This is a genomic window from Streptomyces sp. NPDC057002, from assembly GCF_042673825.1.
Taxonomy (GTDB): domain Bacteria; phylum Actinomycetota; class Actinomycetes; order Streptomycetales; family Streptomycetaceae; genus Streptomyces.
Window position 1 is genome coordinate 567,336 of record NZ_JBHURZ010000002.1, and the last position, 26,185, is coordinate 593,520.

Annotated in this window: 21 protein-coding genes; 11 read left to right on the forward strand and 10 right to left on the reverse strand. The window is 71.8% G+C overall.

Annotated features, from left to right (window positions below):
- Positions 1 to 2: 2 nt before the first annotated feature.
- A complete protein-coding gene (locus ACFT32_RS10700) occupies positions 3 to 1,334 on the reverse strand; it encodes an ABC transporter substrate-binding protein (RefSeq protein WP_382488005.1) in 1,332 nt (443 codons plus the stop codon).
- Positions 1,335 to 1,406: 72 nt separating this feature from the next.
- The gene (locus tag ACFT32_RS10705) at positions 1,407 to 2,444 is read right to left on the reverse strand and encodes a LacI family DNA-binding transcriptional regulator (RefSeq protein WP_382488007.1); all 1,038 of its coding nucleotides are present in this window, start codon (positions 2,442 to 2,444) and stop codon (positions 1,407 to 1,409) included.
- Between the two features lie 106 nt (positions 2,445 to 2,550).
- On the opposite strand from ACFT32_RS10705, the gene ACFT32_RS10710 reads away from it, so the two are divergent.
- Positions 2,551 to 4,683: an alpha-galactosidase gene (locus tag ACFT32_RS10710; protein ID WP_382488009.1), complete on the forward strand. Its 2,133-nt coding sequence runs from the start codon at positions 2,551 to 2,553 to the stop codon at positions 4,681 to 4,683.
- A gap of 24 nt (positions 4,684 to 4,707) precedes the next feature.
- On the opposite strand, the gene ACFT32_RS10715 is transcribed toward ACFT32_RS10710, so the two are convergent.
- Positions 4,708 to 5,181, reverse strand: a complete 474-nt coding sequence (locus ACFT32_RS10715) for an NUDIX hydrolase (RefSeq protein ID WP_382488011.1) — start codon at positions 5,179 to 5,181, stop codon at positions 4,708 to 4,710.
- A gap of 204 nt (positions 5,182 to 5,385) precedes the next feature.
- Between ACFT32_RS10715 and ACFT32_RS10720 the strand changes: the two genes are divergently transcribed.
- Positions 5,386 to 5,778: a hypothetical protein gene (locus tag ACFT32_RS10720; RefSeq protein ID WP_382488013.1), complete on the forward strand. Its 393-nt coding sequence runs from the start codon at positions 5,386 to 5,388 to the stop codon at positions 5,776 to 5,778.
- A 54-nt stretch (positions 5,779 to 5,832) separates the two neighbouring features.
- Here the strand turns inward: ACFT32_RS10720 and ACFT32_RS10725 are convergent, their stop codons facing one another.
- The 3 genes from ACFT32_RS10725 to ACFT32_RS10735 all read right to left on the reverse strand — a co-directional run bounded on the left by ACFT32_RS10725 (position 5,833) and on the right by ACFT32_RS10735 (position 10,001).
- The gene (locus ACFT32_RS10725) at positions 5,833 to 6,984 is read right to left on the reverse strand and encodes an acyltransferase family protein (RefSeq protein WP_382488015.1); all 1,152 of its coding nucleotides are present in this window, start codon (positions 6,982 to 6,984) and stop codon (positions 5,833 to 5,835) included.
- Between the two features lie 217 nt (positions 6,985 to 7,201).
- Complete coding sequence (locus ACFT32_RS10730) at positions 7,202 to 8,833, reverse strand: cellulase family glycosylhydrolase (protein WP_382488016.1); 1,632 nt, start codon at positions 8,831 to 8,833, stop codon at positions 7,202 to 7,204.
- A 49-nt stretch (positions 8,834 to 8,882) separates the two neighbouring features.
- Positions 8,883 to 10,001 (reverse strand): GDSL-type esterase/lipase family protein, encoded by a 1,119-nt coding sequence (locus tag ACFT32_RS10735; protein WP_382488018.1) that lies wholly within the window; start codon positions 9,999 to 10,001, stop codon positions 8,883 to 8,885.
- 752 nt (positions 10,002 to 10,753) lie between these two features.
- Here ACFT32_RS10735 and ACFT32_RS10740 point away from each other — a divergent pair.
- Genes ACFT32_RS10740 through ACFT32_RS10760 form a run of 5 tightly spaced genes read left to right on the forward strand, consistent with a single transcriptional unit; the run spans position 10,754 to position 17,210 of the window.
- Positions 10,754 to 11,608, forward strand: coding sequence for an ABC transporter permease (locus tag ACFT32_RS10740; RefSeq protein WP_376384944.1), 855 nt, complete (start codon positions 10,754 to 10,756; stop codon positions 11,606 to 11,608).
- Positions 11,605 to 12,492, forward strand: coding sequence for a carbohydrate ABC transporter permease (locus ACFT32_RS10745; RefSeq protein WP_382488020.1), 888 nt, complete (start codon positions 11,605 to 11,607; stop codon positions 12,490 to 12,492). Before ACFT32_RS10740 ends, ACFT32_RS10745 begins: the two co-directional genes overlap by 4 nt.
- A gap of 27 nt (positions 12,493 to 12,519) precedes the next feature.
- The gene (locus tag ACFT32_RS10750) at positions 12,520 to 14,169 is read left to right on the forward strand and encodes an extracellular solute-binding protein (RefSeq protein ID WP_382488022.1); all 1,650 of its coding nucleotides are present in this window, start codon (positions 12,520 to 12,522) and stop codon (positions 14,167 to 14,169) included.
- Between the two features lie 31 nt (positions 14,170 to 14,200).
- Positions 14,201 to 15,268: a LacI family DNA-binding transcriptional regulator gene (locus ACFT32_RS10755; RefSeq protein WP_382488024.1), complete on the forward strand. Its 1,068-nt coding sequence runs from the start codon at positions 14,201 to 14,203 to the stop codon at positions 15,266 to 15,268.
- A gap of 22 nt (positions 15,269 to 15,290) precedes the next feature.
- Positions 15,291 to 17,210 (forward strand): DUF2264 domain-containing protein, encoded by a 1,920-nt coding sequence (locus tag ACFT32_RS10760; protein WP_382488025.1) that lies wholly within the window; start codon positions 15,291 to 15,293, stop codon positions 17,208 to 17,210.
- Positions 17,211 to 17,268: 58 nt separating this feature from the next.
- On the opposite strand, the gene ACFT32_RS10765 is transcribed toward ACFT32_RS10760, so the two are convergent.
- Genes ACFT32_RS10765 through ACFT32_RS10775 form a run of 3 tightly spaced genes read right to left on the reverse strand, consistent with a single transcriptional unit; the run spans position 17,269 to position 20,283 of the window.
- Positions 17,269 to 18,762, reverse strand: coding sequence for a tripartite tricarboxylate transporter permease (locus ACFT32_RS10765; protein WP_382488027.1), 1,494 nt, complete (start codon positions 18,760 to 18,762; stop codon positions 17,269 to 17,271).
- Between the two features lies 1 nt (position 18,763).
- Positions 18,764 to 19,303, reverse strand: coding sequence for a tripartite tricarboxylate transporter TctB family protein (locus tag ACFT32_RS10770; RefSeq protein ID WP_382488029.1), 540 nt, complete (start codon positions 19,301 to 19,303; stop codon positions 18,764 to 18,766).
- The gene (locus ACFT32_RS10775) at positions 19,300 to 20,283 is read right to left on the reverse strand and encodes a Bug family tripartite tricarboxylate transporter substrate binding protein (protein WP_382488858.1); all 984 of its coding nucleotides are present in this window, start codon (positions 20,281 to 20,283) and stop codon (positions 19,300 to 19,302) included. Before ACFT32_RS10775 ends, ACFT32_RS10770 begins: the two co-directional genes overlap by 4 nt.
- Before the next feature lie 250 nt (positions 20,284 to 20,533).
- Between ACFT32_RS10775 and ACFT32_RS10780 the strand changes: the two genes are divergently transcribed.
- The gene (locus ACFT32_RS10780; RefSeq protein WP_382488031.1) at positions 20,534 to 21,283 is read left to right on the forward strand and encodes a response regulator; all 750 of its coding nucleotides are present in this window, start codon (positions 20,534 to 20,536) and stop codon (positions 21,281 to 21,283) included.
- A gap of 185 nt (positions 21,284 to 21,468) precedes the next feature.
- On the opposite strand, the gene ACFT32_RS10785 is transcribed toward ACFT32_RS10780, so the two are convergent.
- The gene (locus ACFT32_RS10785) at positions 21,469 to 23,010 is read right to left on the reverse strand and encodes an alpha/beta fold hydrolase (protein WP_382488032.1); all 1,542 of its coding nucleotides are present in this window, start codon (positions 23,008 to 23,010) and stop codon (positions 21,469 to 21,471) included.
- A gap of 339 nt (positions 23,011 to 23,349) precedes the next feature.
- Here ACFT32_RS10785 and ACFT32_RS10790 point away from each other — a divergent pair, with 339 nt between their 5' ends.
- From ACFT32_RS10790 to ACFT32_RS10800, 3 genes are read left to right on the forward strand one after another with little or no spacing between them, the layout of a single operon-like run.
- Positions 23,350 to 24,474: a Gfo/Idh/MocA family protein gene (locus tag ACFT32_RS10790; protein WP_382488034.1), complete on the forward strand. Its 1,125-nt coding sequence runs from the start codon at positions 23,350 to 23,352 to the stop codon at positions 24,472 to 24,474.
- On the forward strand, positions 24,471 to 25,397 hold the full coding sequence (locus tag ACFT32_RS10795) for a PmoA family protein (RefSeq protein ID WP_382488036.1): 927 nt from the start codon (positions 24,471 to 24,473) through the stop codon (positions 25,395 to 25,397). The genes ACFT32_RS10790 and ACFT32_RS10795 overlap by 4 nt, the downstream gene beginning before the upstream one ends.
- Complete coding sequence (locus ACFT32_RS10800) at positions 25,391 to 26,152, forward strand: cupin (RefSeq protein WP_382488038.1); 762 nt, start codon at positions 25,391 to 25,393, stop codon at positions 26,150 to 26,152. Before ACFT32_RS10795 ends, ACFT32_RS10800 begins: the two co-directional genes overlap by 7 nt.
- The last annotated feature ends 33 nt before the right edge of the window (positions 26,153 to 26,185 follow it).

The following is a 26,185-nucleotide window of genomic DNA, read 5'->3' on the forward strand; positions in this document are numbered from 1 at the left end:
GGTCAGAACCCGGGGGCGCCCTGGGCCTTGGCCACCTGCGCGAACTGGTCCTGGATCGCCTGGGCGACCTGCTGCGAGCTCTTCTTGCCGAAGATCATGTCGGCCAGGTAGAGGTGGGTGTCCGGGGCGACGATCGCCTTGGCCTGGAAGACGCCGATGGCCTTGGGCAGGGCGGCCACCTGCGCCTTGGACGTCTCGGGCAGTCCGCCGGGGGTGGGCACGTCCGGCTGCACGGACGGGATCTTCATCGTCTTGATGTAGTCCGGGTAGTCCGGCCCGAGCCAGAAGGCGAGGAACTGCCGGGCCGCGTTCTGCCGCTTCTCGTCACCGGTCTTGAAGGCGACGACGCCGTTGGTCTGGTCGGGGGAGTACAGGCCGGTGGCCGAGGAGTTGGCGACCGGGAACCAGCCGATCTTCTTGTCGATCTCCGCCGTGGAGTACTTGGCCTGCAACTGGCTCTGGAAGGACGTGACGTTGAGGACCATGCCGGCCTCGCCCTTCCACAGCGCGTCGGCCTGCCCGGTGAACGTGCCGGTCCGGTAGTTCTTCTGGGCGAGCCCGGCGTCGAGCAGCTTCTCCTTGTACTTCTTGATCGCGCCGACGACAACCGGGTCGGTCCACTTCTTCTTGCCCGTGTTCAGATCGGCCCACCACTGCTGATCGAGGTCGGTGAGCTGGAGCTGCATCTGCCACTGGAGCGGCCACTTGTCGCCGCCGGCCTCGTAGAAGGCGGCGGCGTCGGACTTGTCGACGACCTTGCGGCCGAGGGCGAGCAGCTCGTCGTAGGACTTGGGGAAGTCCTTCTCGGCGATGCCCGCCTGCTTGAAGACGTCCTTGTTGTAGTAGACGCCGAGCATGGCGGGGCTGGTCACGATCGCCGCGTACCGCTTGCCGTCGATCATGCCGAGCGACTTCTCGGTCCCGCCGAGCTTGGCCTCCCACGGCTCCCCGTCCAGGGTCAGGAGGTTCTGCTTCGGCTGGACGAACGGCAGCGTGGAGACGGACGGCTGCCAGAACATCAGGTCGGGCCGGTCGCCGGACGCCAGCTTCGTCGGCACGTTCTGCTCGTAGAGGTCCGGGATCGCCTGGGTGTCGACGGTGGCGCCGGTGGCCTTCTCGAAGGCGTCGATGACCTGCTTGGGCGCGTTGACCGTGTTCTGCGCGGTCCACATGGTCAGCTTCACGCCGTCGAGGCGGGCGGTCGGATCGACCGCCGACCGCTTGGCGTCCGAACCGTCCGAACCGGAGTCCCCGGCGGTCGGGTCACTGCACGCGGTGGCGGCCAGGCCGGCGGCGCATATCAGTGCCAGGGCGGGGAGAGCTCTTCTCTTCATCTCGTGCCTTTCCGGAGCAGGCGGTGCGGTTCAGGAAGCGGGACTCACAACTGCTGTGCGGATGAGCGGTGTTCAGTGACCGGCGGGCGGCGGCCCCGAGCTCTCCCGCACCACCAGTTCGGGCACGGACACGGGATGCGGGGCGACCTGCGCCGACTCCTCCAGCACTCCGTGCAGCAGGGCGAACGCGGCCCGCCCGAGGCCGGTGAAGTCCAGGCGTACGGTCGTCAGGGACGGTGTGAGGAAGGCGGAGTGCGGGGCGTCGTCGAAACCGGCCACGCTGACCTCGCCCGGCACCGGGCGGCCGGTCTCGTGCAGGGCGCGGAGCACGCCGAGCGCGAGGTCGTCGTTGCCGCACAGGATCGCGGTGACGGACGGGTCGCCCGCCAGCTTCAGCCCTGCCGCGTGACCGCCCGCAGGTCCCCAACTGCTCTGTACGGGGCGGGGTTCCGGGGCGCCGGCCTCCTTCAGCGCCTGCCGCCAGCCGCTGGTGCGGGCGCTGGTGCGGCGGGTGCTGGACGGGATGGCGACGTAGTGCACGGTCTCGTGGCCGAGGGAGAGCAGATGCCGGGTCGCCTGGTAGGCGGCCTCGCGGTCGTCGGTCCAGACCCACGGGCGGTCGCCGCCGGGCGGGCTCGCCGGGGTCTCGACCACACCGACGACCGGCAGCGCCGCGGGCACGGCTTCCAGCGCCCGGACACCGGCCGGATCGTAGGCGATCACGATGAGCCCGCCGCCCGCGTCCGCCGCGCGCTGCACCTCCGCGGCGACGGCCGCGTCGTCGGCGGACTCCAGGACCCCTATCCCGACCGCGTACGACGCCGCGCGGGCGGCCTCCTCGATGCCCTGGAGGATCGAGGCGTAGCCGTAGTGGGTGGTGTTCGCGGTGAGCACGGTCACGGCCCGGCTGCGGCCGCTGGCCAGGGCGAGGGCGGTCGCGTTGCGGCGGAAGCCCAGTTCGTCGATGGCGGCGAGCACCCGCTCCCGGGTGGACGGCCGGACGCTCGGATGGCCGTTGATCACCCGCGAGACCGTCTGGTAGGAGACCCCCGCCGCGGTCGCGACGTCCCTGATGCTCGCCGGGCGCCTTGTGTGACCGGTCACATTCATGCGAGGATTGTGACCGGTCACACTTGGGTCGTCAAGAGACCGTAACGAGGGATTCACGCGGACCGCCGCTCCCGGAGAACGGGGCGGGGTCAGGAGGGGGAGCACCTTGACCGGCACGGCGGAAGCGGCGCACATAGCCTCCAACCAGCGGCAGGACGAGTTCACTTGGGGACATGAGGCCCTCCGGGCACGGTTCGCCGTCGCCGCCGACGGGACTCTGCGACTGGTCGGACTGACCGGGCTCGACGACGAGACCCCCGCCGCCCCCGACTCGGCGCTCCCGCTCGTGGAGCTCACCGCCCTCGGCCACGGCAGCGGCTGGTCCGGCCCGCGTTTCACGGGCACGGCCTTCGGCGCACGGCTCGCCTACCGGGCCCACCGCACGGGCAGACGCGACGGCTGGGACTGGCTGACCGTCGAACTCCACGATCCGAGCACCGGCCTGACGGCGTTCGCCGAGCTGACGTCACCCACCGGACTGCCCGTCCTGCGCTCCCGCGTCCGGCTGCGCAACGAGGGCCGGGAACCCCTCGTCGTCCAGTCCGTCAGCAGCCTGCTGCTAGGCGGCCTGCCCGCCCCGGACGCCCTCGACGTCCACCGGGCCCGCAACGACTGGCTCGCCGAGTGCCGGTGGTACGCCGAGCCGCTGCGCGCCTCCGTCGCCGACATCAACATGGACGTCCACGAGCACGACAGCCGGGCCGCCCTCGCTCTGACCGGGCGCGGCAGCTGGCCCACCGACGGCCATCTGGCCATGGGGGCGCTGACCGAGCGGGACGGCGGCCGGGCCTGGGTGTGGCAGGTGGAGTCCCCGGCAGGCTGGCGCTGGGACGCCGGCCAACGCGCCCACGGCACGTACCTGGCGCTGAACGGCCCCACGGACGCGGAACACCAGTGGCGGGTCCGGCTCGGCCTCGGCGAGGAGTTCACCACCGTGCCCGGGGCCCTCGCGCTCGGCTCCGGCCTCGACGCCGCGATGGGTGCCCTGACCTCCTACCGTCGGGCGATCCGCCGCCCCCACCCGGACCACACCGCCCTCCCCGTCGTCTTCAACGACTACATGAACACCCTCATGGGCGACCCGACCACGGCCAAACTCCTGCCGCTGATCGACGCCGCCGCGGACGCCGGAGCGGAGTACTTCTGCATCGACTCGGGCTGGTACGACGACGACACCCGCGGCTGGTGGGACAGCGTCGGCGCCTGGCAGCCCTCGCCGCGCCGCTTCCCCGACGGCGGCATCCGGGCGGTCCTGGACCGGATCCGGGAGCGCGGCATGGTGCCCGGGCTGTGGCTGGAGCCGGAGGTCGTCGGGGTACGCAGCCCGGTCGCGGCCGAGCTGCCGCCCGAGGCGTTCTTCCAGCGCGACGGCCTACGCCTGACCGAGCAGGGCCGCCACCAGCTCGACCTGCGGCACCCGGCCGCCCGGGCCCACCTCGACAAGACGGTCGACCGGATCGTCGGCGACTGGGGCGTGGGCTATCTCAAGCTGGACTACAACATCGTGGTCGACCCGGGCACCCAGGCCGCCGGCGACCTCGCACCGGGAGCGGGCCTCCTCGGCCACGCCCACGCCTACCTCGACTGGCTCTCCGCCGTCCTGGACCGCCACCCCGGCCTGGTCGTCGAGAACTGCGCCTCGGGCGGCATGCGCATGGACGGGGCCACCCTCGCCGTCGCCCAGCTCCAGTCCACCAGCGACCAGCAGGACCCGCTGAGGTACGCCCCCATCGCCGCCGCCGCGCCGACCGCGGTCCCGCCCGAGCAGGGCGCCGTCTGGGCCTACCCGCAGCCTGGATTCGACGACGACCTGATCTCCTGGACCCTGGGCGGGGCCCTGCTCGGCCGCATCCACCTCTCGGGCCATCTGAACCGCATGTCGGAACACCAACTGGCCCTCGTACGGGACGCGGTCACGGTCTACAAGTCGATCCGCGGCGACCTGGCCCGGGCCCTGCCCTTCTGGCCACTCGGCCTGCCCGGCTGGACCGACGAGTGGCTCGCCCTGGGCCTCAGGCTCCCCGGCGACCGCACGGCCTACATCTCGGTCTGGCGCCGAGGCGGACCGCCCGACCTCCGCATCCCGCTCCCACACCTGGCGGGCCGCACACTCCACACGGACATCCTGCACCCGACCTCCCCGGATGCGGGCCGAGTCACCTGGGACGGAACCGAACTGACGGTGTCGGTACCGCGCACGCCGGGCGCACTGCTGATCCGGCTCACGCAGAACGACTAGGGGGTTCGCGTCCTGACCCGCCGGTCAGGGCAGGACGATGGGACGCTCCGGGACGCGCCCTTCGACGACAGCGGCAACCAGATCAGCCAGGCCTTCGGGGTAGACCGCGTCCGGGGTGGTCAACAGCTCGGCAAGGGGCCACCAGCGGTACTCGCGGATGGTGTCGGGCTGTGTGGCCCGGGCCGGGTCGACAAGGGCCGCGGCGATCCGGATGAGGAAGTACTTCTCGAGCTGGCGGACTACGTGCCCGCCGACCAGGTGGTCCTTGCTGCGGTCCGCCAGCTGGGGTCCGAGTTCAACTACTCCCTCGTCGAGGCCGAGCTCTTCGCCCAGTTCGCGGAGCAAGGCCTCGGTGTAGTCCTCCCCGACCTCCAGCGAGCCGCCCGGCGTCGCCCAGAAGCCGCCGTTCTCGTCGTACCGCAGCAGCAGCACGCGGTCGTGGTCACCAAGGACGACAGCGCGGGCGGCTTCTCTCACTGCCGGAGGGGAGATCGTCATGTCCTCCAGTGTCCTGCGTGCCGTGGGTTGTTCAGGGTGGGGGAGCCGGTTTCTGAACAAACAGGTGGGCGCTGGAATCGGTGCAGCGGGGGAGTGGTCGGCCGGCTCGGATTCGAGGACAGCTGGATGTCCGGGCGCCGGCGCAGGTGCTCCCCGCCGTACCGTTTCGAGCGACCGAAGGACGATGACGTGAACCGTAATCGTATGGGGCGACTGGCTGACGCCACCCTGGTACCCACCGCCCGTATGGGCCGGCGGGCCGCGACCACTGCCGTGACGCTGACCATGGCGGGCACACTCGGGTTCGGCCTGATGGCGCCGGTGGCGTCTGCCGCCAACGGGCCCTGCTACGACGGGCGGTGCAAGACCACCGTGTCGGCGCCCAAGACCATCAAGGTCGACAGCCGCAAGTTCGGGTTCGGGAGTTTGAAGATCACGAGTGTCAGCTCGCGATCCGTGAAGATGTCGGCCGCCGGCGGGAGCCTCAGCGGCAGCACCAGCCCGGGCGGCACCGTCAAGTTCAACAACCTGAAGATCTGGGTGAAGTCGGTCTCCGGCAACAAGGCCAAGCTCCAACTGTTCCCCACGCGCTACTGAGCCGGTAGCCGAACCCCGGCGCGGTCGTCCCGCGCCGGGGTGCCGCGCCGCCCGTCACCGGCGTACGGCGGTCCGATCGCGTACGGCATTGCGTTCCCGGGCCTCGTCGCGTGCGTTCCGGCGGAACGCCCAGGCCATCTCGGGCTCCATCACCCAGCGGAACAGCCGCCGTACCGGCGGGGTGCACAGCGCGGTCACGACGACGGCCGCGACGGCCGTGACGACGAGCTCGCCCAGGGGCCGGTGGACCCACTCCGGCTCGTACCAGCCCCAGAACTTGGACCCCTGGGCGACGAAACCGTGCAGCAGATAGCCGTACAGCGTGCCCGCGCCCAGCACCGTGAACCAGGCCCGGCGCCCCGGCACCCAGGAGAGGAAGCACGCCACCAGGACCAGCGAACAGCCGAAGATCACCAGCGTCATGACAGGCCCGGACCAGGAGGGCGCCGCGAGCTCCTCCGCGCTGTCGCGGTGGTAGAACCAGGCGCCGGTCATCCGCGGCACCGCCCAGTAGGCCACGACGACCGCGGCGGAGAAGACCGGCACGGCGAGGATGCGCACCTTGCGCCGGCGCACCAGCCGGAAGTGCTCCGGCTTCAGACACAGGCCGAGGACGAAGTACGGCAGGAACTGCAGGGTGCGTTGCAGGTCGAGGTCGTTCCCGACGGACGGCGAGAGCGTCGCCAGCATCGCGATGACCAGGGCGACCGGCAGTGGCCACCGCACATGCCGCCACACCGGCGTGGTCAGCCGCCAGATGAACAGCGCCGCCAGGAACCAGGTCAGATAGAGCGGATCCAGCAGGCTGACCGGCCGGTCCGGCTCCTGGTCGGTCCACCGGGTGAACAGGGTGTACGCCGTCTCGAAGACGACATACGGCACGGCGAGCCCGGTGATCAGACGCCTGATCCGCCCCGGGCCGGCGTCGAAGGAGCGCGAGAAATAGCCGGAGATGATGATGAACGCCGGCATGTGGAAGGCGTACACCACCATGTACAGCGCGCTCGCGGCCCGGCTGCCGTCCCGCAACGGCTCCCAGGAGTGCCCCATGGCCACCAGCACGATCGCCAGATACTTGGCGTTGTCGAAGAAGGCGTCCCGCTGCCCGGACCGCTGCGCCGGGGCGGCGGCCTCGGACGTGTCCTTCCGGCCCCGCCCGCCGTCGGCCGGTGCCACGGCGCGCATGCGCAGGGTGTCCTCGCTCATCGCGCCTCCCGCGCACGGCGGGGGAAACCGGGACGGGAGGGGGCGCGTCTTGCCGGAGATACGGCAGTGGGGTGCCGGTGAGACATCCCCGCCGCCTCACCGCTACCCGGTGACATAAACCGCTCTCCGGTGTGGATGTTGCACGGATCACACCCACGACAACGGTGCCGCCCCGCCGTACGTCACGAAGCGCGCCGGCACCGTCGCACGGGGTACGTCAGCTCACCGAGCAGGCGGAGCCGTTCAGCGTGAACGCCGTGGGACTGGGGTTCGCGGTCGACCGGCTGGCCGTGAAGCCGAGGGTGACCGAGCCCGCCGCGGGGATCGTCGCGGTGTACGAGGCGGCCGCGACGCTGACCTCGGAGCCGCTCTGCGTCGCCGTGCCGCCCCAGAGGTTGGTGATGCGCTGGCTGTCGGGGAAGGCCCAGCGCAGCGTCCAGCCGTTGATCGCCGACGTGCCGGTGTTGCGCAGGACGATCTCGCCCTGGAAGCCGCCGGGCCAGCTGCTCGTCACCCGGTAGCCGACGCCGCAGGCCGACGGGGCGCCGCCGGGGGAGGTCGTGACCGTCACCGTGGCCGAGCGGGACGAACGGTTGCCCGCGGCGTCACGGGCGTAGACGGCGAAGGTGTGGGAGGTGGACGGGGCGAGGCCGGTGACGGTGGCGGAGGTGCCGGTCGTGGTGGTGGCGGTCGTCTCGGTCGCGCCGCTGACCCGGACGACGTCATAGCCCGTGACTCCGGTCGCGTCGGTGGCCGCGGCCCAGGCCAGCTTCACGGATGACGAGGTCACCTCCGAGGCGGTCGGTGTGCCGGGAGCGGTCGGGGGAGTGGTGTCGCCGCCGCCCGAGGAGTAGACGGTGGCTTCCTTCGAGGTCGCGGCGATGCCGTTGGCGCCGTTGAAGACGCGCTGGCCCCAGGAGCTGAGCCGGGTGCGGTCGAAGTCGATCGCCAGGTCCAGGATCGGGTCGGTGTTGCCGCTCCAGGACCAGGCCAGGTAGCCGAGCCGCAGCTGCTGGGCGACGGCCATCATGGTGTCCTCGTCCGGGTCGCCGTACTGGTCGGCCGGGCCTCCGAACTCGCCGATGAGGATGGGCAGTTTGGCGTTGACGAAGGCGTTCAGATAGTCGGTGATCTCCTGGGCCGTGTCGTACACGCTGTACATGTGGATCGAGAAGATCAGGTTGCCGGTGGGGTCGGCGTTGTACACGGACTGGGCGTTGGCGCGCATGACGCCCTGCCAGTCCTGGCCCCAGTTGGGCGCGTCCACCATGATCGTGTGCGCGAATCCGGCGTTGCGGAGCTTCTTGACGGCCGCGGTCGTGGGCTCGGTCCAGCCGGCGGGGTTGGTGTTGCCCCAGGGTTCGTTGCCGATGTTGATGATGACGTGGTTCTCCTGGCCGGTGAGCACGTCCTTCAGGCCGATCCAGTAGTCGGCCGCGTGGTCGAGGGTCCCGGCCGCGGCCTCCTCGCCGTAGCCGGTGGTGTCGTGCACCTCCAGTACGCAGATGAGCCGGTTGGCCTTGCACTGGGCGATGACGCCCGCGACGTCCTGCGCGCTGTTCTTGGTCCAGCGGTGGCCGTCGGAGAGGACGACGCGGACGGTGTTGGCGCCCAGCGCCTTGACGTCGGCCAGCGACTGCGTCTCGCCCGGGTACCAGGTGTGGGCGTGGTTGACGCCGCGCATCACGAAGTCGTTCCCGGAGGCTTCCAGGAGACGGCCGTTCTCGATGCGGAAGCCGGTGGGCGCGGCCTGCGCCGGTGTGCTGAAGGAGAGTAAGGAGAGCAGGAGTCCCAGGAGGGCGGCGGCCACGCCGGCCACTCGGGGGACTGAGGCTGTGCGGGATCTCATGGCGGCTCCAGAGAGGGGAGTTGACGGAAAGTCGGGCCCGCGCCGGGTGTCAGGCGGCCGGGGTCTTCGCCGTGCACGTGACGGTCGCCGCCGGGGTCCCGGCCGTTGCCGGGGCGGTGGCGACAAAGCCGAACGTGGCGCTCGCGCCGGGGGCCAGCGCGCCGTTCCACGCCGCGTTCGTGACGGTGGCCGTGCCGTCGGCGGCCGTCGTGTGGGCGCCGTTCCAGACCTGGGTGAGACGCGCGCCGCCCGCCGGTACGACGGTCGCGGTCCAGCCCGAGGCGGCGGAGGCGGACGTGTTCGTCACCGTCACCTCTCCCTGGTAGCCGCCCTGCCAGGAGGAGACGGCCCTGAAGCGGGCGGTGCAGGCCCCGGGTTCCTCACCGGGATCACCGGGATCACCGGGGTCGCCCGGGTCCTGCGGGACGCCCGCGTCGAGGACGGCCGCCAGGGCCGGGTACCAGCGCGCGGCGATCTTGTCGTCGCCTGAGGCGTTCGGGTGCACGCCGTCGTAGGTGTCGGCGGCGGTGCTGAACCCCGTCCACTGGTCGACCACGGTGACCGGGGAGCGGTCGGTGCCGGTCGCCCGGGCCCAGGCGGGAATCCGCGCGTTGAAGTCGACGACGCGCTGCGCACACGCCGCGCAGCTGCTCGGGTTCATCGGGATGAGCTGTGCGACGAGGATCCGCATGTCCGGATCGGAGGCCCGCATCTGCGCCACGAGCTTGGTGTAGGCGGCGAGGATGCGGTCGGGGGCGATGCTGCTCCACACGTCGTTCGTGCCGAAGTGCATGACAACGATGTCCGGGCGGGTGGCGGCGAGCCTCCCCGGCAACAGGTTCTGGTCGGCGACGTTCGTCACCAACTCACCGCCGTGCCCCTCGTTGTCGCCGTCGTGCGCCTGTCCGCACCCCTGCGTGGGGAGGGTGCCGACGAAGTCGATGTCCGTGTATCCGCTGTTCACGAGCCGGTTCCACAACAGCGCCCGCCAGCAGCCCGGCGAGCCGGTGATGGAGTCGCCGAGCGGCATGACCCGGACGGGATCCGCCGCCGGAGCGGCCGTCGCGCGGGGTGCGACGGTCATGCCGAGGGGGAGGAGCAGGGTGGCCAGGAGGCCGAGAACCGTGACGATCCGTAAGTGCGGGGACGAGTGGGGGGTTCTGCGCATGGTGGTCCCTTCCCTGAGTGAGGTGGGAGCGCTCCCATGACATCAAGCCATTGTTGTCATTGACGCGTCAAGAGGTCGGGCGGACCGGGCCGACCACTCGGAGGGCGGGCCCGGCGCGCCGAGAACGCGAGCCGTCCAAGCGGATGTGCCCGATGTGCCGCCGGGGGAGCGGCGGGTTCGTCGAGACCCCTCGGCATCGGTGGTCATCCGCAGCGAGACAAGCACGGCGCAGCGCATGGCGAGCCGAAGGAGCGGCATCGGCAGCGCCGGCAGCAGGGGCACGGCGATCGGCGGGGCGATCGTGGCGAGCAGGTTGAACCGGCAGGCCCATCGCGGCTTCGGGGGCCGGGGGGCGGCACCGATGAGGGCCTCGCGCCAGCGCTCGGGGGCACCGTCTCTTGCCCGGCGGCGCATGATCGCCTCGAACGGACCGTCCTGCGGCAGCACTTGTTCCCCCGTCACTCGCATGAAGTTCGCGTGTAGTCGGCAGGTCGCACTCAGTCATCACAGCTATAGGTTCAACTGCCGTTCCGCTCACTGTCCGGCGTGAAGTCCCGGCTGTGTCAGAAGTGTTGACCGCGTCGTGAAAACGTTTTAACTTCCCTTCACCGGACACGCCGAGGCGAGGGGGAGCGGTGGCAACTGCCTTACGGGAACGAGCAGGTGTGAAGGGGGTGAGTCCCTCCCGCCGTGGTTCCGACGGGGCGCGGCGCAAGCGTAAAGGTTTTCAGAGCCGCGCACTGTTCCTGCTCATGCTGCCCGGTGTCGCCTACTTCCTGCTGTTCCACTACGGCGCACTCGCCGGCAACGTCATCGCGTTCAAGGAGTACGTGCCGTTCGACGGGCTCCTGGGCAGCCCCTGGGTGGGTCTGGGCAACTTCCAGCGCATGTTCGAGGACGCGGCGTTCTGGGATTCGGTCCTCAACACCCTCTGGATCGCGGTCCTCCAGCTGGTCTTCTACTTCCCGGTGCCGCTCGGTCTCGCCCTGCTGCTGCACACCCTCACCTGGAGCTCGGTGCGCCGGTTCGTGCAGTCGGTGGCGTATCTGCCGCACTTCATCTCGTGGGTGATCGTCGTCGCCCTGTTCCAGCAGGTGCTCGGGGACACCGGCCTGCTCAACAGCGGCCTCAGCGGGGCCGGTCTGCACACCGTCGACATCATCGGCAACCCGGACGCCTTCCAGCCGCTCGTCGTCGCCCAGGTCATCTGGAAGGACGCCGGCTGGGGCACGATCATCTTCCTCGCCGCGCTCGCCCAGGTCGACGAGCAGCAGTACGAGGCGGCCGCCATCGACGGCGCCGGTCCCTGGCGGCGCTTCTGGCACGTCACCCTGCCCGCCATCCGCCCGGTCGTCGTGCTGCTGCTCATCATGCGGCTCGGCGACATCCTCTCCGTCGGCTTCGAGCAGATGCTGCTGCAACGCGACGCGGTCGGCCCGGAGACCGCCGAGGTCATCGACACCTTCGTCTACTACCAGGGCATCGTCGGCGGCGACTACGGTTTCGCGGCGGCCGCGGGCCTGTTCAAGGGGCTCGTCGGCGCCCTGCTCGTCTACGCGGCCAACAAGGCCGCCCACCGGCTCGGCGAACAGGGGGTCTACAGGTGAGCGCGTCCGCACGGCCCGGCTGGATGGAGAAGCCCCGGCCGCTCACGCAGGCCGCGAAGGCGCTCGCCCTGGCGACGGTCGTGCTGCTGGTGTGCGTGCCGTTCCTGGTGATCGTGTCGACTTCCCTGGCCTCCACCCGGGAGGTCGTCGACAACGGCGGCTGGGTGCTGTGGCCCAGCGAGCCCACGCTCGACGCCTACTGCGACATCTTCGACGGCGGCATCGTCACCCATGCCCTCGGTGTGAGTGCCGGGGTGACGATCGCGGGCACCCTGCTGAGCCTCGCCTGTACCGTGTCCCTGGCCTACGCGCTGTCCCGCCCGGGGGTCTTCGGCGGCAAACCCGTGCTGCTGCTGGTGCTGTTCACGTTCCTCTTCCCGCCCGGCATGATCCCGAGCTTCCTGCTCGTCAAGGAACTCGGACTGCTCGACTCGTACGCCTCGCTCGTGCTGCCCGTCCTGGTCAACGTGTTCAACCTGGTCGTGCTGCGCGGCTTCTTCCAGTCGATCCCTGAGGAGCTGTACGAGGCGGCCCGGCTGGACGGGGCGGGGGACTGGCGGGTGCTGGTGTCGGTGGTGCTGCCGCTGTCGAAGGCCGCTCTCGCCGTCGTAGGCCTGTTCTACGCCGTCGCCTACTGGAACTCCTGGTTCTACGCCTCGCTGTATCTGGAGAGCGACCACTGGCCGCTCCAGCAGGTGCTGCGCACCTATGTGGTGGCCGGGGCCGGGCTCACCGACGCGACGACCGGCGAGGCGACCGTCACGGCTCCGCAGACCGTGCAGATGGCGGTGCTCGTGATCGCCACCGTGCCGATCCTGCTGGTCTACCCGTTCCTGCAGAAGTACTTCACCAAGGGCGTGCTCACCGGCGCCATCAAGAGCTGACACAAGCCGACACGAGGTGATTCACCCATGCCCCGCATGTCCCGACGCACGCTCCTGCGCTCCATGGCCGCGGGCGGCGCAGCCGTCTCCGTCCCCGGCCTGCTGACCGCCTGCTCCTCGGGGTCCGGCGACGGCGACGTCTCCAACGCCGGGAAGAAGCTCGCCCCCTGGCCCGCCCAGCGTCCCGCCACGGGCCCGAAACCGGACCTCGCCCCCACGGAGGAGGGCGTCCAGGCCGGATACACCTCCTACCCCTCCGACCTGGTCAAGTCGGTCTCCCGCACCCCGGGCGACGGCTCCACCGTCCGTGTCATGACCGTCTCGTTCGGCACACCGCCCAAGCCCGCCTCGGCGAACCGGTTCTGGGCGGCCGTCGAGAAGGCACTCGGCGTGAAGATCGAGTACACGATCATCTCCCAGGCCGACTACCAGAAGAAGATGGCGACGGTCATGGCCGGCGACGCCGACGCCCTGCCCGACATCATCAACCTGTTCTCCGGCTTCGCCCTGCCCCGCGAGGCACAGTTCGTGCAGCGCCGCGCCCAGGACCTCACGCCGTACCTGTCCGGCGACGCGATCGCCGATTACCCGAACCTCGCCAACATCCCCACCCATGCCTGGCGCGACATGGGCCGCATCGGCGGACGCCTGTACGGCATACCCCTGGAGCGCCCGCTCCCCGGCTCGACCCTGTGGATCAACCAGGACATGTTCGCCGGCGCGGGCATGAAGGAGGGCTGGACGGCCGAGGACTTCACCGCCGTGGCGCGACGGGGCACCCGCGGCAGGACGTACATGCTGGGCGCCGCCGCCATGTCCCTGTTCGGCAACGCCTACCACTGCGCCGCCCACAACGCGCCCCAGGGCTGGGCCGTCACCGACAGCGGCACCTTCCTCCCGGCGGCGGCAGACGAACGGTACAAGGCGTCGATCGCCTTCCAGGCACAGCTGCGCAAGAACGGCTCCTACCACCCCGACGCCACGTCCATCTCGCAGATCGACCTGACGACCCTCTACTACAACGGCACCGTCGGTTCCATGCAGGACGGGTTCGGTGCCTACCTGCCCAAGTACCGTGAGTCCAAGGGCAAGATGAGCCCGGCGGCCGCCCTCCCGTACAGCGTCGGCGGCGAGCCCGGCGGAATCGTCGCCGCCCGCCGCTCCTTCGGCTACACGGTCCTGAAGCAGGCGAAGAAGGAGCGCATCGAACTCCTCCTGCGCATCCTCGACTACCTCGCCGCGCCCTTCGGCAGCGAGGAGTGGGAACTCGTCCACTACGGCGTCGAGGGCGTCCACTTCACCCGCGCCAAGGACGGCTCGCCCGAGTACACCAAGCTCGGCGAGGTGGAGAACAACACCAACCTGCCGCTGAAGTACCTTGCCGAAGGCCCCCAGGTGCTGTTCGTGCCCGGCATGCCGGACGCCGTACGCGCACTGCACACCTGGCAGCGGAAGGTCGTACCGCACGCCGTCCGCAACGCCTCGTTCGGGCTGCAGTCCGGGACGAACAACTCCCAGGGCGCCACTCTCAAGACCCTCCTCGACGACACCGCCACCGGGATCATCGCCGGGCGGCTGCCGCTGTCCGAGTGGGACGCGACGGTGAAGAAGTGGCGGAGCCGGGGCGGCGACAGAATGGCCGAGGAATACGCGAAGGACTACGCGGCCAACGCCTGAACAGCGGTGGGCGGAAGAGGAGACGCGGGGGATGGGGAACGACATGGTGTCCAAGGGGCGGGTCACGATCCGCGATGTCGCCGAGCGGGCGGGCGTGTCGACGGCCACCGCCTCCCGCGCGCTCAGCGGCAACCACCCGGTGCCCGCCGCGACCCGGGCCCGGGTCCTGCGCGCGGCCCGCGACCTCGACTACGTGGCCAACGCGCACGCCCGCGCCCTGGTCGGCGGCGGCCGCAAGATGGCCGCCGTCGTGGTCCGCCAGGTCACCAGCCCCTTCTACGCCCAGGTCGCCGAGGGCGTGGAGGCGGAGGCCGCCGACCGCGGCTGGCTCTGCGTGGTCGGCGCCACCGGCGGGGACGCGCAGCGCGAGATGGAGTTCGTGCAGCTCATGCGGGAGGAGGGCGCGCGCCTGGTGATCCTGGTCGGCGGGGTCGTCGAGGACGACGCCTACCGCGAGCGCGTCGCCCACTACGCTCACGCCCTGGACTCCTCCGGAGCCCGGCTCGTGCTCTGCGGCCGGCCCGCGCCCGACCCGGAGATCCCCGCCCTCGTGGTCGAGTTCGACAACGAGGCGGGGGCTCGCGCCGTCACCGCCCATCTCCTCTCGGCCGGGCACCGCGGGATCGTCTTCCTCGGCGGGCTGCCCGGCAACACCGCTCTCGACGCCCGTGTCGCCGGCTACCGGGCCGCCCTCGCCGAGCACGGGCTGCCGCCCGAGGCCGCCCATGTCGTCGACTGCGGGCTCGGCCGTGCCGCCGGGCACCGCGCGATGACCGAACTCCTCAAGCGCACACGGGAGTTCACCGCCGTCTTCGCCGGGGACGACATGGTCGCCGCCGGTGCCCTGCGGGCGATCGCCGACAGCGGGCTGAGCGTCCCCGGTGACATCTCCGTCGTCGGCTACAACGACATCCCGCTCGCCGAGGACTTCAACCCGCCGCTCACCACCGTCCGCACCCCCGCCGAGGAACTCGGCCGCGCCGCCGTGCGTATCGCGCTGCGCGACCCCGAGCACGCCGCCGGGGCCCACCATCTGCTCGGCACCCACATCGTCGTCCGCGACAGCGTCGGCGCGCCCCCGCCCGGGCGTGCCCTGTGACCAACGGAGGAACCGCACCCGCATGAGCGCGCCGCACGTGTCGCTCCCCGACCCGACGCACTTCCCCCACCTTCCCCAGCTGCCGCCCCCCGACCCGCTGACCTCGCCCCTCACCGGCTGGACCCGGGCCCACTGGGAGGCGATCGCCGACCGCCTCCTGGACGCCCTGCTGCCCTACGCCTCCCCGGGCCTGGCCCAGTACCGGCTCCCCGGGCCGCCCAGCCACTCCGGGCCCTGGTCGGACGGTCTCGAGGGCTTCGCCCGCTCGTTCCTGCTGGCGGCCTTCCGTATCGCCGGCTCGGGCGGACACCAGCCGGGACTCATCGACCGGTACGCGGCCGGGCTCGCCGCCGGCACCGACCCGCACAGCCCCGACCGCTGGCCGCCCATCACCGACCGGGGCCAGCCCATGGTCGAGGCGGCGTCCCTCGCGATCGCCCTGCACGAGACCCGCCCGTGGATCTGGGACCGGCTCGACGACCACGTACGACAGCGGGTCGCCGACTGGCTGGGCGGCTTCATTGGGGCGGTCGTCAACGACTCCAACTGGCGGCTGTTCCAGGTCATCACCGAGGAGTTCCTCGCCTCCGTCGGCGCCCCGCACAGCCGCCGCGAGATCGACGACGGGCTGGCACGCCTGGAGGACTGGTACCGGGGCGACGGCTGGTACACCGACGGCGACGGCCGCAAGTTCGACTACTACAACGCCTGGGCCCTGCACCTGTATCCGGTGCTCTGGGCCCGTATCGCCGGACCGCGCTCCGACCCGGGGCTGGTGGCCGCCCACCGGGCACGCCTGCGGTCGTTCCTCCACGACCACCAGCACTTCTTCGGCGCCGACGGGGCACCGGTCCACCAAGGCCGCTCGCTCACCTACCGATTCGCCACGACCGCGCCCCTGTGGGCGGGCGTTCTCGCCGACGCCACTCCGCTGCCGCCCGGCCGCACCCGACGCCTCGGCTCCGGCGCGCTGAAGCACTTCGCCGAGCGGGGCGTGCCCGACGAGCACGGACTGCTCACGCTCGGCTGGTACGGCCCCTTCCCGCCCGCCGTCCAGCGGTACTCGGGCCCGGCGTCCCCCTACTGGGCGAGCAAGGCCTTCCTGGGCCTGCTCCTGCCCGCCGACCACCCCGTGTGGACCGCGCCCGAGGAACCCGGCCCGGTCGAATCGGCCGACGTACGCCTCGCGTTACCGGGCCCCGGCTGGCTGCTGCACTCCACCGCTGCCGACGGGATCGTCCGGCTCGTCAACCACGGCAGCGACCGCCTCCCACCTCCACCCGCCGAGGCCCAGGACAGCCCGCACTACGCCCGGCTGGCCTACTCCAGTGCCACGGCCCCCGAGACCCCTCCGGCCCCGCAGACAGGCCCCGACAACCACATCGCCCTGCTCGCCCCCGACGGCACACCGACCCCACGCGGCCGTATCCACCCCCTCGGTATCGAGGGCGCCCGAGCCGCCTCCTGGCACCGCGCCCTCCTCCCGGGCAGCGGCCAAGGCCACCGCATCGAGACGGTCAGCGTGGTGCACGGCCCCTGGGAGGTCCGGGTGCACCGCGTCGACGCGCCGCCGGGCACACCGGTGCGCGAGGGCGGCTGGGCGATCGCCGACGACACCGCACCGCCGACCGCCCGCACCGGCCCCGGCTGGGCGCTGGCCCGGCGCGCGGACGGCCTGACCAGTGCGCTGGTCGCACTGCACGGCTGGAGCGACGACACGGGGACGGTCGTAGCGGCGGCGGGCAGCAACGCATACGGCCACCACTCGGCGACGCCGCAGTTGACCCTGCCGTCCCACCCGGGTGGGACGCGGCTCCTGGTGACGCTGGTCGTGCTCGGCACCGATCCGCGCGTACCGGTCACCGGGGCCCGTGCATGGGCCGCCGCCGACGGGTCAGTGGAGATCCGGTTCCCCGACGGCGCGCGGGAGTCGGTGCCCTAGGACAACATGCCGAGGGGGCGTGGCTCGGGTGAGCCACGCCCCCACGGGATCGAGCTTCTCAGGCCTCCACGCGCCCGCGTGTCACCGCCTTCTTCAGCAGCGGCCACGCCAGCAGCACCAGGATCACCGCGTACACGGTCACCGCGAACGGTGTGTTGACCAGGCCCGTCACGCTGCCGTCGCTGATCTGGAGGGCGCGCCGGAGTTGCTGTTCGGCGTTCGGGCCGAGGATGACGCCGATGACCGCGGGCAGCACCGGCAGGCCGTAGCGGCGCATGCCGAAGCCGATCAGGCCGATGATCAGCAGGATCACCAGGTCGATCACCTCGCCGCCGACCGCGTACGCGCCGACCGCCGCGAAGAACATGATCCCGGCGTAGAGGTACGGCCGCGGAATGCGCAGCAGCTTCGCCCACACCGGCGCCAGCGGCAGGTTGAGGGCCAGGAGCAGCACCATGCCGACGAAGAGGGAGGCGATCAGGCCCCAGACCAGGTCCGGTTCGCGTTCGAAGAGGAGTGGGCCGGGCTGGATGCCGTACTGCTGGAAGGCGGCCAGCATGACGGCCGCTACCGCCGTGGTCGGCAGGCCCAGGGTCAGCATCGACACCAGGGTGCCCGCCGCCGAGGCGGACGCCGCCGACTCCGGTCCCGCGACACCCTCGATGGCGCCCTTGCCCCACTCGTCCTTGTGCTTGGACAGGCGCTTCTCCGTCACGTACGACAGGAAGGTGGGGATCTCCGCGCCGCCCGCGGGGATCGCGCCGAACGGGAAGCCGATGAACGGGCCGCGCAGCCACGACTTCCAGGTCCGGTTCACATCCTCGCGCCCCAGCCACGGCCGGCCCACCGGGATCGGCTCCGGCGCCCTGCGCCGCAGATGGGCGGCGACCCACAGGGCCTCGCCGATCGCGAAGAGACCGACCGCGACGATCACCACGTCGATACCGTCGGCCAGTTGGAGCGAGCCGAACGTCAGACGCTGCTGGCCGGTCATCTGGTCCAGGCCCACCAGGCCCAGGGTGAGGCCGATGAGCAGGGAGGCGAGGCCGCGGATGCGGGACGAGCCCAGCACCGACGTCACCGCGATGAACGCCAGCACCATGATGGCGAAGTAGTCCGGCGCGCCGATGTCCACGGCCAGTTTCGCGACCGTCGGCGCGAGCGCCACCAGCAGGAGCGTGCCGATCAGGCCGCCCGCGAAGTGCCCGACGGCGGCCGCCGCGAGGGCCTGGGCGCCGCGCCCGGACTTGGCCATGGGGTTGCCCTCCATGGCCGCCACCACCGCCGCGCTCTCACCGGGCGTGTTGAGCAGGATGGAGGTGGTCGAACCGCCGAACATCGCGCCGTAGTAGATGCCGGCGAACATGATGAACGCGCCGATCGGGTCGAGCCCGTACGTCACCGGCAGCAGCAGCGCGACCGCCATCGCGGGGCCGATGCCCGGCAGTACGCCGATCGCCGTGCCGAGCAGCACACCGATGACGGCCCACAGGAGGTTGATCGGCGTGAGGGCCGTACCGAAGCCGTCCAGAAGGGAGTTGAAGGCATCCATGTCACAGCACTCCCATCAGCGGACCGCCGGGCAGGGGCACTCCGAGCAGATTGTTGAAGACGGTGTAGGTGACCAGGGACAGCCCGGCCGCGATGAGCGGATCGCGGTCGATCCGGCGGCTGCCGAGCGCGAACGCCGCGCCCCAGAACAGCAGCGCGCCCGCGACGGGGAAACCGAGCGGCTCGATGAGGACGGCCGCGCCGAGGAACACTCCGGCGAGCAGCAGCACCGTCCGCCAGTCGGCGGGCTCGGACAGGTCGACGTCCTCGCCGGTCTCGGCCTGCCCCCGGCCGCCGCGCAGCACGTCCACGGCGAGCAGCGCGGCGATCACCAGCAGCCCCGCGCCGACCACGATCGGCACGGTCTTCGGGCCGACCGGGCCGCGCTGGGCGATGTCGACGTCCATGGTGAGCGCGTCGGTCAGGACGAGCACGCCCAGGGCCAGCAGCAGCGCGCACACGCCGAGTTCGGAGTGCTCGCGCAGCCACGAGCGCCGTTCGCCGCCGGTCTCGGCGGGGGGAATGTCGGTCTGCGTCGTCACAGTCCCAGCTCCTTCAGCACCGAAACCACGCGCTTGTCCTCGGCGTCGAGGAACGCGCCGAACTTGTCACCGGTGAGGAAGGCGTCGTCCCAGCCGTTCTGCTTCATCGACTTCCGCCACTCGTCGGAGCCGTGCAGCTCCTCGACGAGCCGCACGAGCTTGGCCCGCTCGCCGTCGGTGAGGCCGGGCGGGGCGACGATGCCGCGCCAGTTGGTGAAGTTCACGTCGTAACCGGCCTCCTGGAGCGTCGGCCCGTCGAGCCCTTCGACCCGCTTCGGGCCGGTGACCGCGAGGAGGCGCAGCTCGCCCGCCTTGATCTGGTCCAGGTACTCGCCGACACCGGAGACACCGAAGGCGACCTTGTTGCCGAGGATGGAGGCGAGCAGCTCGCCACCGCCGTCGAAGGGGATGTAGTTCACCTGCTTCGGCGGGATCCCGGCGGCCCGCGCCATCAGCATCGGCGCGAGGTGGTCCGGCCCGCCGGGGGAGGACCCGCCGCCCACCGGGAGCTTGCCGGGGTTCTCCTTCCAGGCGCCGATCAGGTCGTCGATCGTCTTGTACGGGGAGTCCTTGGCGACCACGACGACGTCCTGCTCCTCGGTGAGCCGGGCGATCGGCGTGGTGTCGCCGAGCGTCTTCGGCGCGTCGTTGGAACGGACGGCACCCACGACCCCGAGGCCCATGGACATCGCGAGCTTGCCGTTGCCCTGCTCGCTCACCAGCCGGCTGAGGCCCACGGTGCCGCCGGCTCCGGGCAGGTTGAACACTTCGATGTTGTGGGTCAGTCCGGCGTCCTCGGCGTTCTTCGCGGCCGTACGGGCCGTGATGTCGTAGCCGCCGCCGGGCGTGTTGGGGACCATGAAACGCAGGCCCGGGATCTGTGTGCCGGTCTCGGTGCCGCTGCCGGTGGTCAGCAGCGGCGGTCCGACGAGCACGAGCACGGCGGCCCCGAGCAGGGCCAGGGGAGTGCGCAGGCGCACGAGTGCCACCACCTGTCGGTACGTCGATGCGGGTAGGTAAAGGCCCTGTGGGGGAGGGTGATGTGGGCCACATGCTGCACCGGGCGCCGACGGGCTGTCTCTCTTGCGGAACCAACGGAGGTTTTGGTCTTTGCGGTCGCACGGAACCGGCGTGCGCACCCCGGCCCCTCGGACCGCACCCCGCACATCCCTTTCCCTCGCCGCAGGTGGACGCCATGATGGGCGGCCCCGGCACGGAAGGAGCGACCCGATGACCAGCGAGTCCCGCACGTCCGCCGGCACCGGCACGATCGACGTCCTCGTGGTCGACGACGACTTCATGGTGGCCAAGGTCCATCGGGCCTTCGTCGAGCGCGTCGACTCCTTCCGCGTCGTCGGCGTCGCCGGTACCGGCGCCCAGGCCGTCACCGCCGCCGACGCGCTGCGCCCCGACCTGGTGCTGCTCGACCTGCATCTGCCGGACATCTTCGGCCTCGACGTCATCCCCCGGCTGCGTTCCGCGGGCCACGACTGCGACGTCATGGTCGTCAGCGCCGCCCGGGAGGCCGAGACGGTCCGCGGTGCCGTCCGGCACGGGGTCGTCGACTACCTCCTCAAACCCTTCGAGTCCGAGGAGCTGCGCGCCCGGCTGGAGCGCTACGCCGACCGGCGCGGGCGGCTGCTCGGCACGGTCGTGCGCAGCCAGGCCGACGTCGACCGGGTGCTGGCCGGAGCCGCCGGAGGGGCCTCGACCGTCGCCGCCCTGCCCAAGGGCATGAGCGTGGAGACCGCCGAGCTCGTCGAGCGGGCCCTGCGGGAGACGGACGGCACCCTGTCCGCCAGCGAGTGCGCCGCGATGACCGGCGTCTCCCGCGTGAGCGCCCGCCGCTACCTGGAGCACTTCCACACCGTCGGCCGCGTGGAGGTGTCCCTGCGCTACGGCGTGGCGGGCCGCCCCGAACGCCGCTACCGCTTCCGCGGCCCCACCGAGCTCCGGCCCGGGGGCGAGGTGCGCGCCTAGGTCCGGTGGGGCCTAGGTCCGGTGGCGCAGAGGGCCGGCGGCGCCGAGGGCTCTGACGAGCCGCGGGTTGCCCCCGACGGCCCGGGAACCGCTCGAGCGGCGCGGTGCTCGGGCTCGCCGAGCGCGCGGCACGTCCTCAGGCCGGTCCAGGGACTCGTCGGCGCCGGAACAGCCGCGCCCCCCTGCTACCTCGCCGCGCAGTCGACGTCCTTCGCCGGCAGGCGGCCCGTCGCGAGGTACGCGTTGACCGTGTCGTCGACGCACGGCGCACCGTAGACGCCGTACACCGCGTGCTGATCGGCACCGCTCAGCGTGACGAGGCGCGAGGAGGGCCACATGCCACGCACCGTCCTGGCGCCGTCGTGGTCGGTGCGCGGGTCCCCGGTGGCGTTGACGAGGAGGGCCGGCAGGTCGTCGCGGATCTTGGTCGGGCGCTCGCGCGGCCGGTCCCAGAACGCGCACGGGTTGATGTTGTGTGTGACGGGCGCGAACAGCGGGTCGTGCGTCCGGCCGCGCTGGACGTCGCGCCAGTAGACCTCCGGGTCACGGGGCGCGGTGCCGTCGCCGCACAGGATCGCCGTCTGCGCGCTGCCGTAGGGGGAGTCGGTGCCCGTGAGCGTGAACTCGAGCACCTCTGCGAGCCAGGGGGACGGCGTCACCCGCCGCCCCTCGGACGCCCGCAGCATGTCCCGCACGCCCTGCGCGAAGTCACCGTAGGCGGCGTCGTTGTGCTGGGAGAGGCCGTTGAAGACGACCATGGGCATCACATGCTCGTCCAGCCGGTGGTCGCCGAGCCGCAGCGGTGTACGGGCCGAGGCCGTCCGGACGCGGTCCACCGTGGCCAGCACCTCGGCGCGCGTCCCGCCCAGCCCGTAGGCGGCATCGCGCGCGGCCGCCCAGGACGCCCACCCCTCCAGCGCGTGCCGGTTGGCCCGCTCGACGCCCCGCAGCAGCCTCGGCCCGTACCGGTCCGGGTCGATCACTCCGTCCAGGACGACCCGGTCGGTGCGCCCGGGGAACATCGTGGTGTACACCTCGCCGAGGTAACTGCCGTACGAGTAGCCCAGATAGGAGATCCGCCGCTCACCCAGCGCGGCCCGGACGACGTCCATGTCGCGCGCGGTGTTGCGGGTCGTGGCGTGGGGCAGGGCATCGCCCGCGTTGGTGCGGCAGCGCTCGGCGAGGTCCTTCGAGAACGCGGTGACACGGTCGAAGCCGGCCCGGTCCTCGCCCGCTCCGCGCCACGCCGAGCCGGTCGGCCAGCGGCAGTCCAGCGGGGTGCTGCGGCCGATGAAGCGGGGGTCGACGCCCACCACGTCGTACCGTGCGGCGACGTCCTTCATCGCCTTGCTCACCCACGGCGGGTCGCCGAGCGACGGCCCGCCGGGGCCGCCGCCGTTGAGCAGCAGCGGGCCGACGCGCCGGCCGGTGTCGGTGGCGCGGATCCGGGATATCGCGACGGTGATCGTGCGGCCGCCGGGGTCCGAGTAGTCCAGCGGAACCGTCACGTCGGCGCAGCGGGCGCCTGCTTGCTGAAGCTCCTTGCCGGTCGTGTCCTGGGGTCCGAGTACACAGCTCTTCCAGGCGAGGCGCTGCTGGTGGTAGCGGGCGAGGGGGTCGGTGCCGGGGAGCGCCTCGGCCGTGGAAGGCAGCACGGTGAGGGCGAGGGCGGCGGCCGTCAGTGCCAGGGCGGCTCGTCCCGGGGCTGCCGAGGAACGGGGTAACACGTGGGTGTCCCTTCTGTGGCGAAACTCCCCTCGGCTGTCCGGCATGGACATGCAGAAGGGGCTGTCGTGCGACAGAACGCTAGGGAAGGACCGCCGTCCGATCACTCCGGCTGGCAGCCCGTCCATGGTGGGGCCAACCCCCGGGAGGAGGCGGGGGAATGCCGTTTCCATGGCGGCGGCAACGGCCGGAATATCCGCCCCAAGCTGGGAGAATGCTCGCGCAGACCTTGTGCAGGTCGTCGCAGGGGGGTTGTCCAGACATGGTCCCGCGCCTAGGGTCACCTTCCGAGTGCAAGCGCTTTCCAAGCGTGAGTCCACCGGCCGTCCGAGGAGCGCCGCATGTCCGTGTCCCCAGGGTCTCCCACCCGCCGTCGCGTGGCCGTCGTCGGCACCGGAGCCATCGTCAGCGGGAGCCACCTGCCCGCGCTGCGGGCCCACTCCGACCGGGTGGAGCTGGTCGCCGCCGTCGACGTGGACCAGGAGCGGCTCGACACCTTCCGCGAGCTGGCCGGCGACCAGGTCGCCGGGTACACCTCGGTGGACGCGATGCTGGACGCAGTACGCCCCGACCTGGTCCTGATCGGGACACCGCCCTCCCTGCACCGGGAACAGACGGTGGCCGCGCTCAAGGCCGGTGCGTGGGTGCTCTGCGAGAAGCCGCTGACCCTGTCACTCGCCGAGTACGACGAGATCGCCGCCGCCGAGGAGGCCTCCGGCGCGTACGCGGCGGTCGTCTTCCAGCACCGCTACGGCTCCGGCGCCGTGCACGCCCGCGAGCTGATCGCCGGCGGTGAGCTGGGCGCCCCGCTGGTCGCGCACTGCCAGACCACCTGGCACCGGGACGCCGCGTACTACGCGGTGCCGTGGCGCGGCAAGTGGGCCAGCGAGGGCGGCGGCCCCACCATGGGTCACGGCATCCACCAGTACGACCTGCTGCTGCACCTGCTCGGCGAGTGGGAGGAGATCCAGGCCATGGCGGCCCGGCTCGTCCATGACACCGAGAGCGAGGACGTCTCCACCGCGCTGGTGCGCTTCCGCGGCGGCGCCCTCGCGACCGTCGTGAACAGCGTGCTCTCCCCCGACGAGGTGAGCCGCATCCGCGTCGACTGCGCGGACGCCACGGTCGAGCTCACCCACCTGTACGGCCACAGCAACGACAGCTGGGCCTACACCCCGGCCCCGCACGTCGCCTCCGAGCGCGCCACCGCCTGGCGCACCCCCGCGAACGACGTGCCCAGTTCGCACACGGCCCAGCTCGGCGCGCTCCTCGACGCCTACGACACCGGCACCCGGCCACCGGGCAGCGGCCAGGACGCCCGCGCCACCCTCGAGTTCGCCGCCGCCCTGTACAAGGCGGCGTTCACCGGCCGGTCGGTGCACGCGGGGGAGATCGGCCCCGGCGACCCCTTCTACGAGGCCATGCACGGCGAGTACCCCGACTGGGCCCCCAAGGAGCGCGCATGACCATCCGAGTCACCCACACGCACGGCGAGGACATCGCCGTCACGGCGGCAGGCGGCACGGAGATCCTCCGCTACGTCTACCGCCCCGACCCGGATCCGTTCGAGTCCCGCAAGCCCTACGCGCACCCCGTGCGCACCCTCTCCGGCCGCACGATCACCGGCTACCGCCCGAACGACCACCGCTGGCACAAGGGCCTGCAGATGACCTCCAGCCATCTGTCCGGCCAGAACTTCTGGGGCGGCAACTGCTACGTCCACGGCCAGGGCTATCTGCCCCTGCCCGAGCGCGTCGGCTCGATGCGGCACGACGGCTTCCAGGACTTCACGGTCGAGGAAGACCGGCTCGCCTTCACCGAGAACCTCACCTGGGTCGAGAACGGCGGCGAGGAGTGGGCCCGCGAGGTGCGAGGGCTGACCGTCCACTCGGTGGACGAGGAGGCCGGATCCTGGGCCCTCGACTGGTCGATCCGCCTCACCAACCTGCGTTCCGAGCCCCTGGCCTTCGGCTCACCGACCACCGCGGGCCGTGAGATGGCCGGCTACACCGGACTGCAGTGGCGCGGCCCGCGCGACTTCACCGGCGGCACGGTCTTCGCCCCGGACACCGACGCCGACGCGGGCAAGCTCATGGGCACCCAGGGCCCCTGGCTGGCCTTCACCACCGAGCACGACGACGTCGACGGGCACTCCACGCTCGTCTTCGCGCACGCGCCCGAGAACCTCGACGAGACGTCCGCGATCCACGAGTCGCACTGGTTCGTCCGCGCCGAGCCCTTCCCGACGGTCGCCTTCTCCTGGGCGTTCTTCGAGGAGTTCGCACTCCCGCCGGGCGAGTCCTTCGGCTACCGCTACCGGCTGGTCGTCGCCGACGGCGCCTGGGACCGCGACCGGGTCGGCGCGCACCTGGAGGGCCTGCCGTGGTGAGCGACCCGAAGCCCGCCCTGCCGCACCCGCTGCCCGGCGCGATCGGCCTGTCCCATCTGAGCGGCTACGACTGGGAGGCCGCCGACGGTGTCTGCGGCGGCAGCCCGCATCTGCACCTGGTGTGCACCGAGGCGTACGTCGTCACCGGCGGCCGGGGCGCGGTCCAGACGCTGAGCCCCGACGGCTACCGGGACATCCCGCTCGCGGCCGGCTCCATCGCCTGGTTCACACCGGGCACCGTGCACCGCATGGTGCAGGGCGGCGACCTGCGCATCACCGTGCTGATGCAGAACAGCGGCCTGCCCGAGGCGGGTGACGCCGTGTTCACCTTCCCGCCCGAGGTGCTCGCCGACCCGGAGAAGTACGCCGCCGCCGCGAAGCTGCCGCCCGGGACGGGACCGGAGACGGCGGCGGCCGCCCGGCGCCGCAGGGACCTCGCCGTCGAGGGCTACCTCGTCCTGCGCGAGGCCCTCGAAGCCGGCGACAACGGCCCGTACCTGGAGTTCCAGCGGGCCGCCGCGCGGATCGTGCGCGACAAGGTCCCGACCTGGCGCGAGCTGTGGCGGGCGGGTGCGCTGGCCACCGCCGAACGCACCGGCGCCCAGCTCGACGCACTGGAGGCGGGGGAGCCCGTCCATCTCGGCGAGGCCACCGCCCACGAGGCCGCGCCCACAAGGCTCGGCGGCTTCGGCATGTGCGGCCGCCGGGACGAGTACAACCTGCCCGGGACGACGCTGCCCTACCAGGGCGAGTAACCGGGCAAGGGGGGCGGGGCAGCAGGCCGAGGG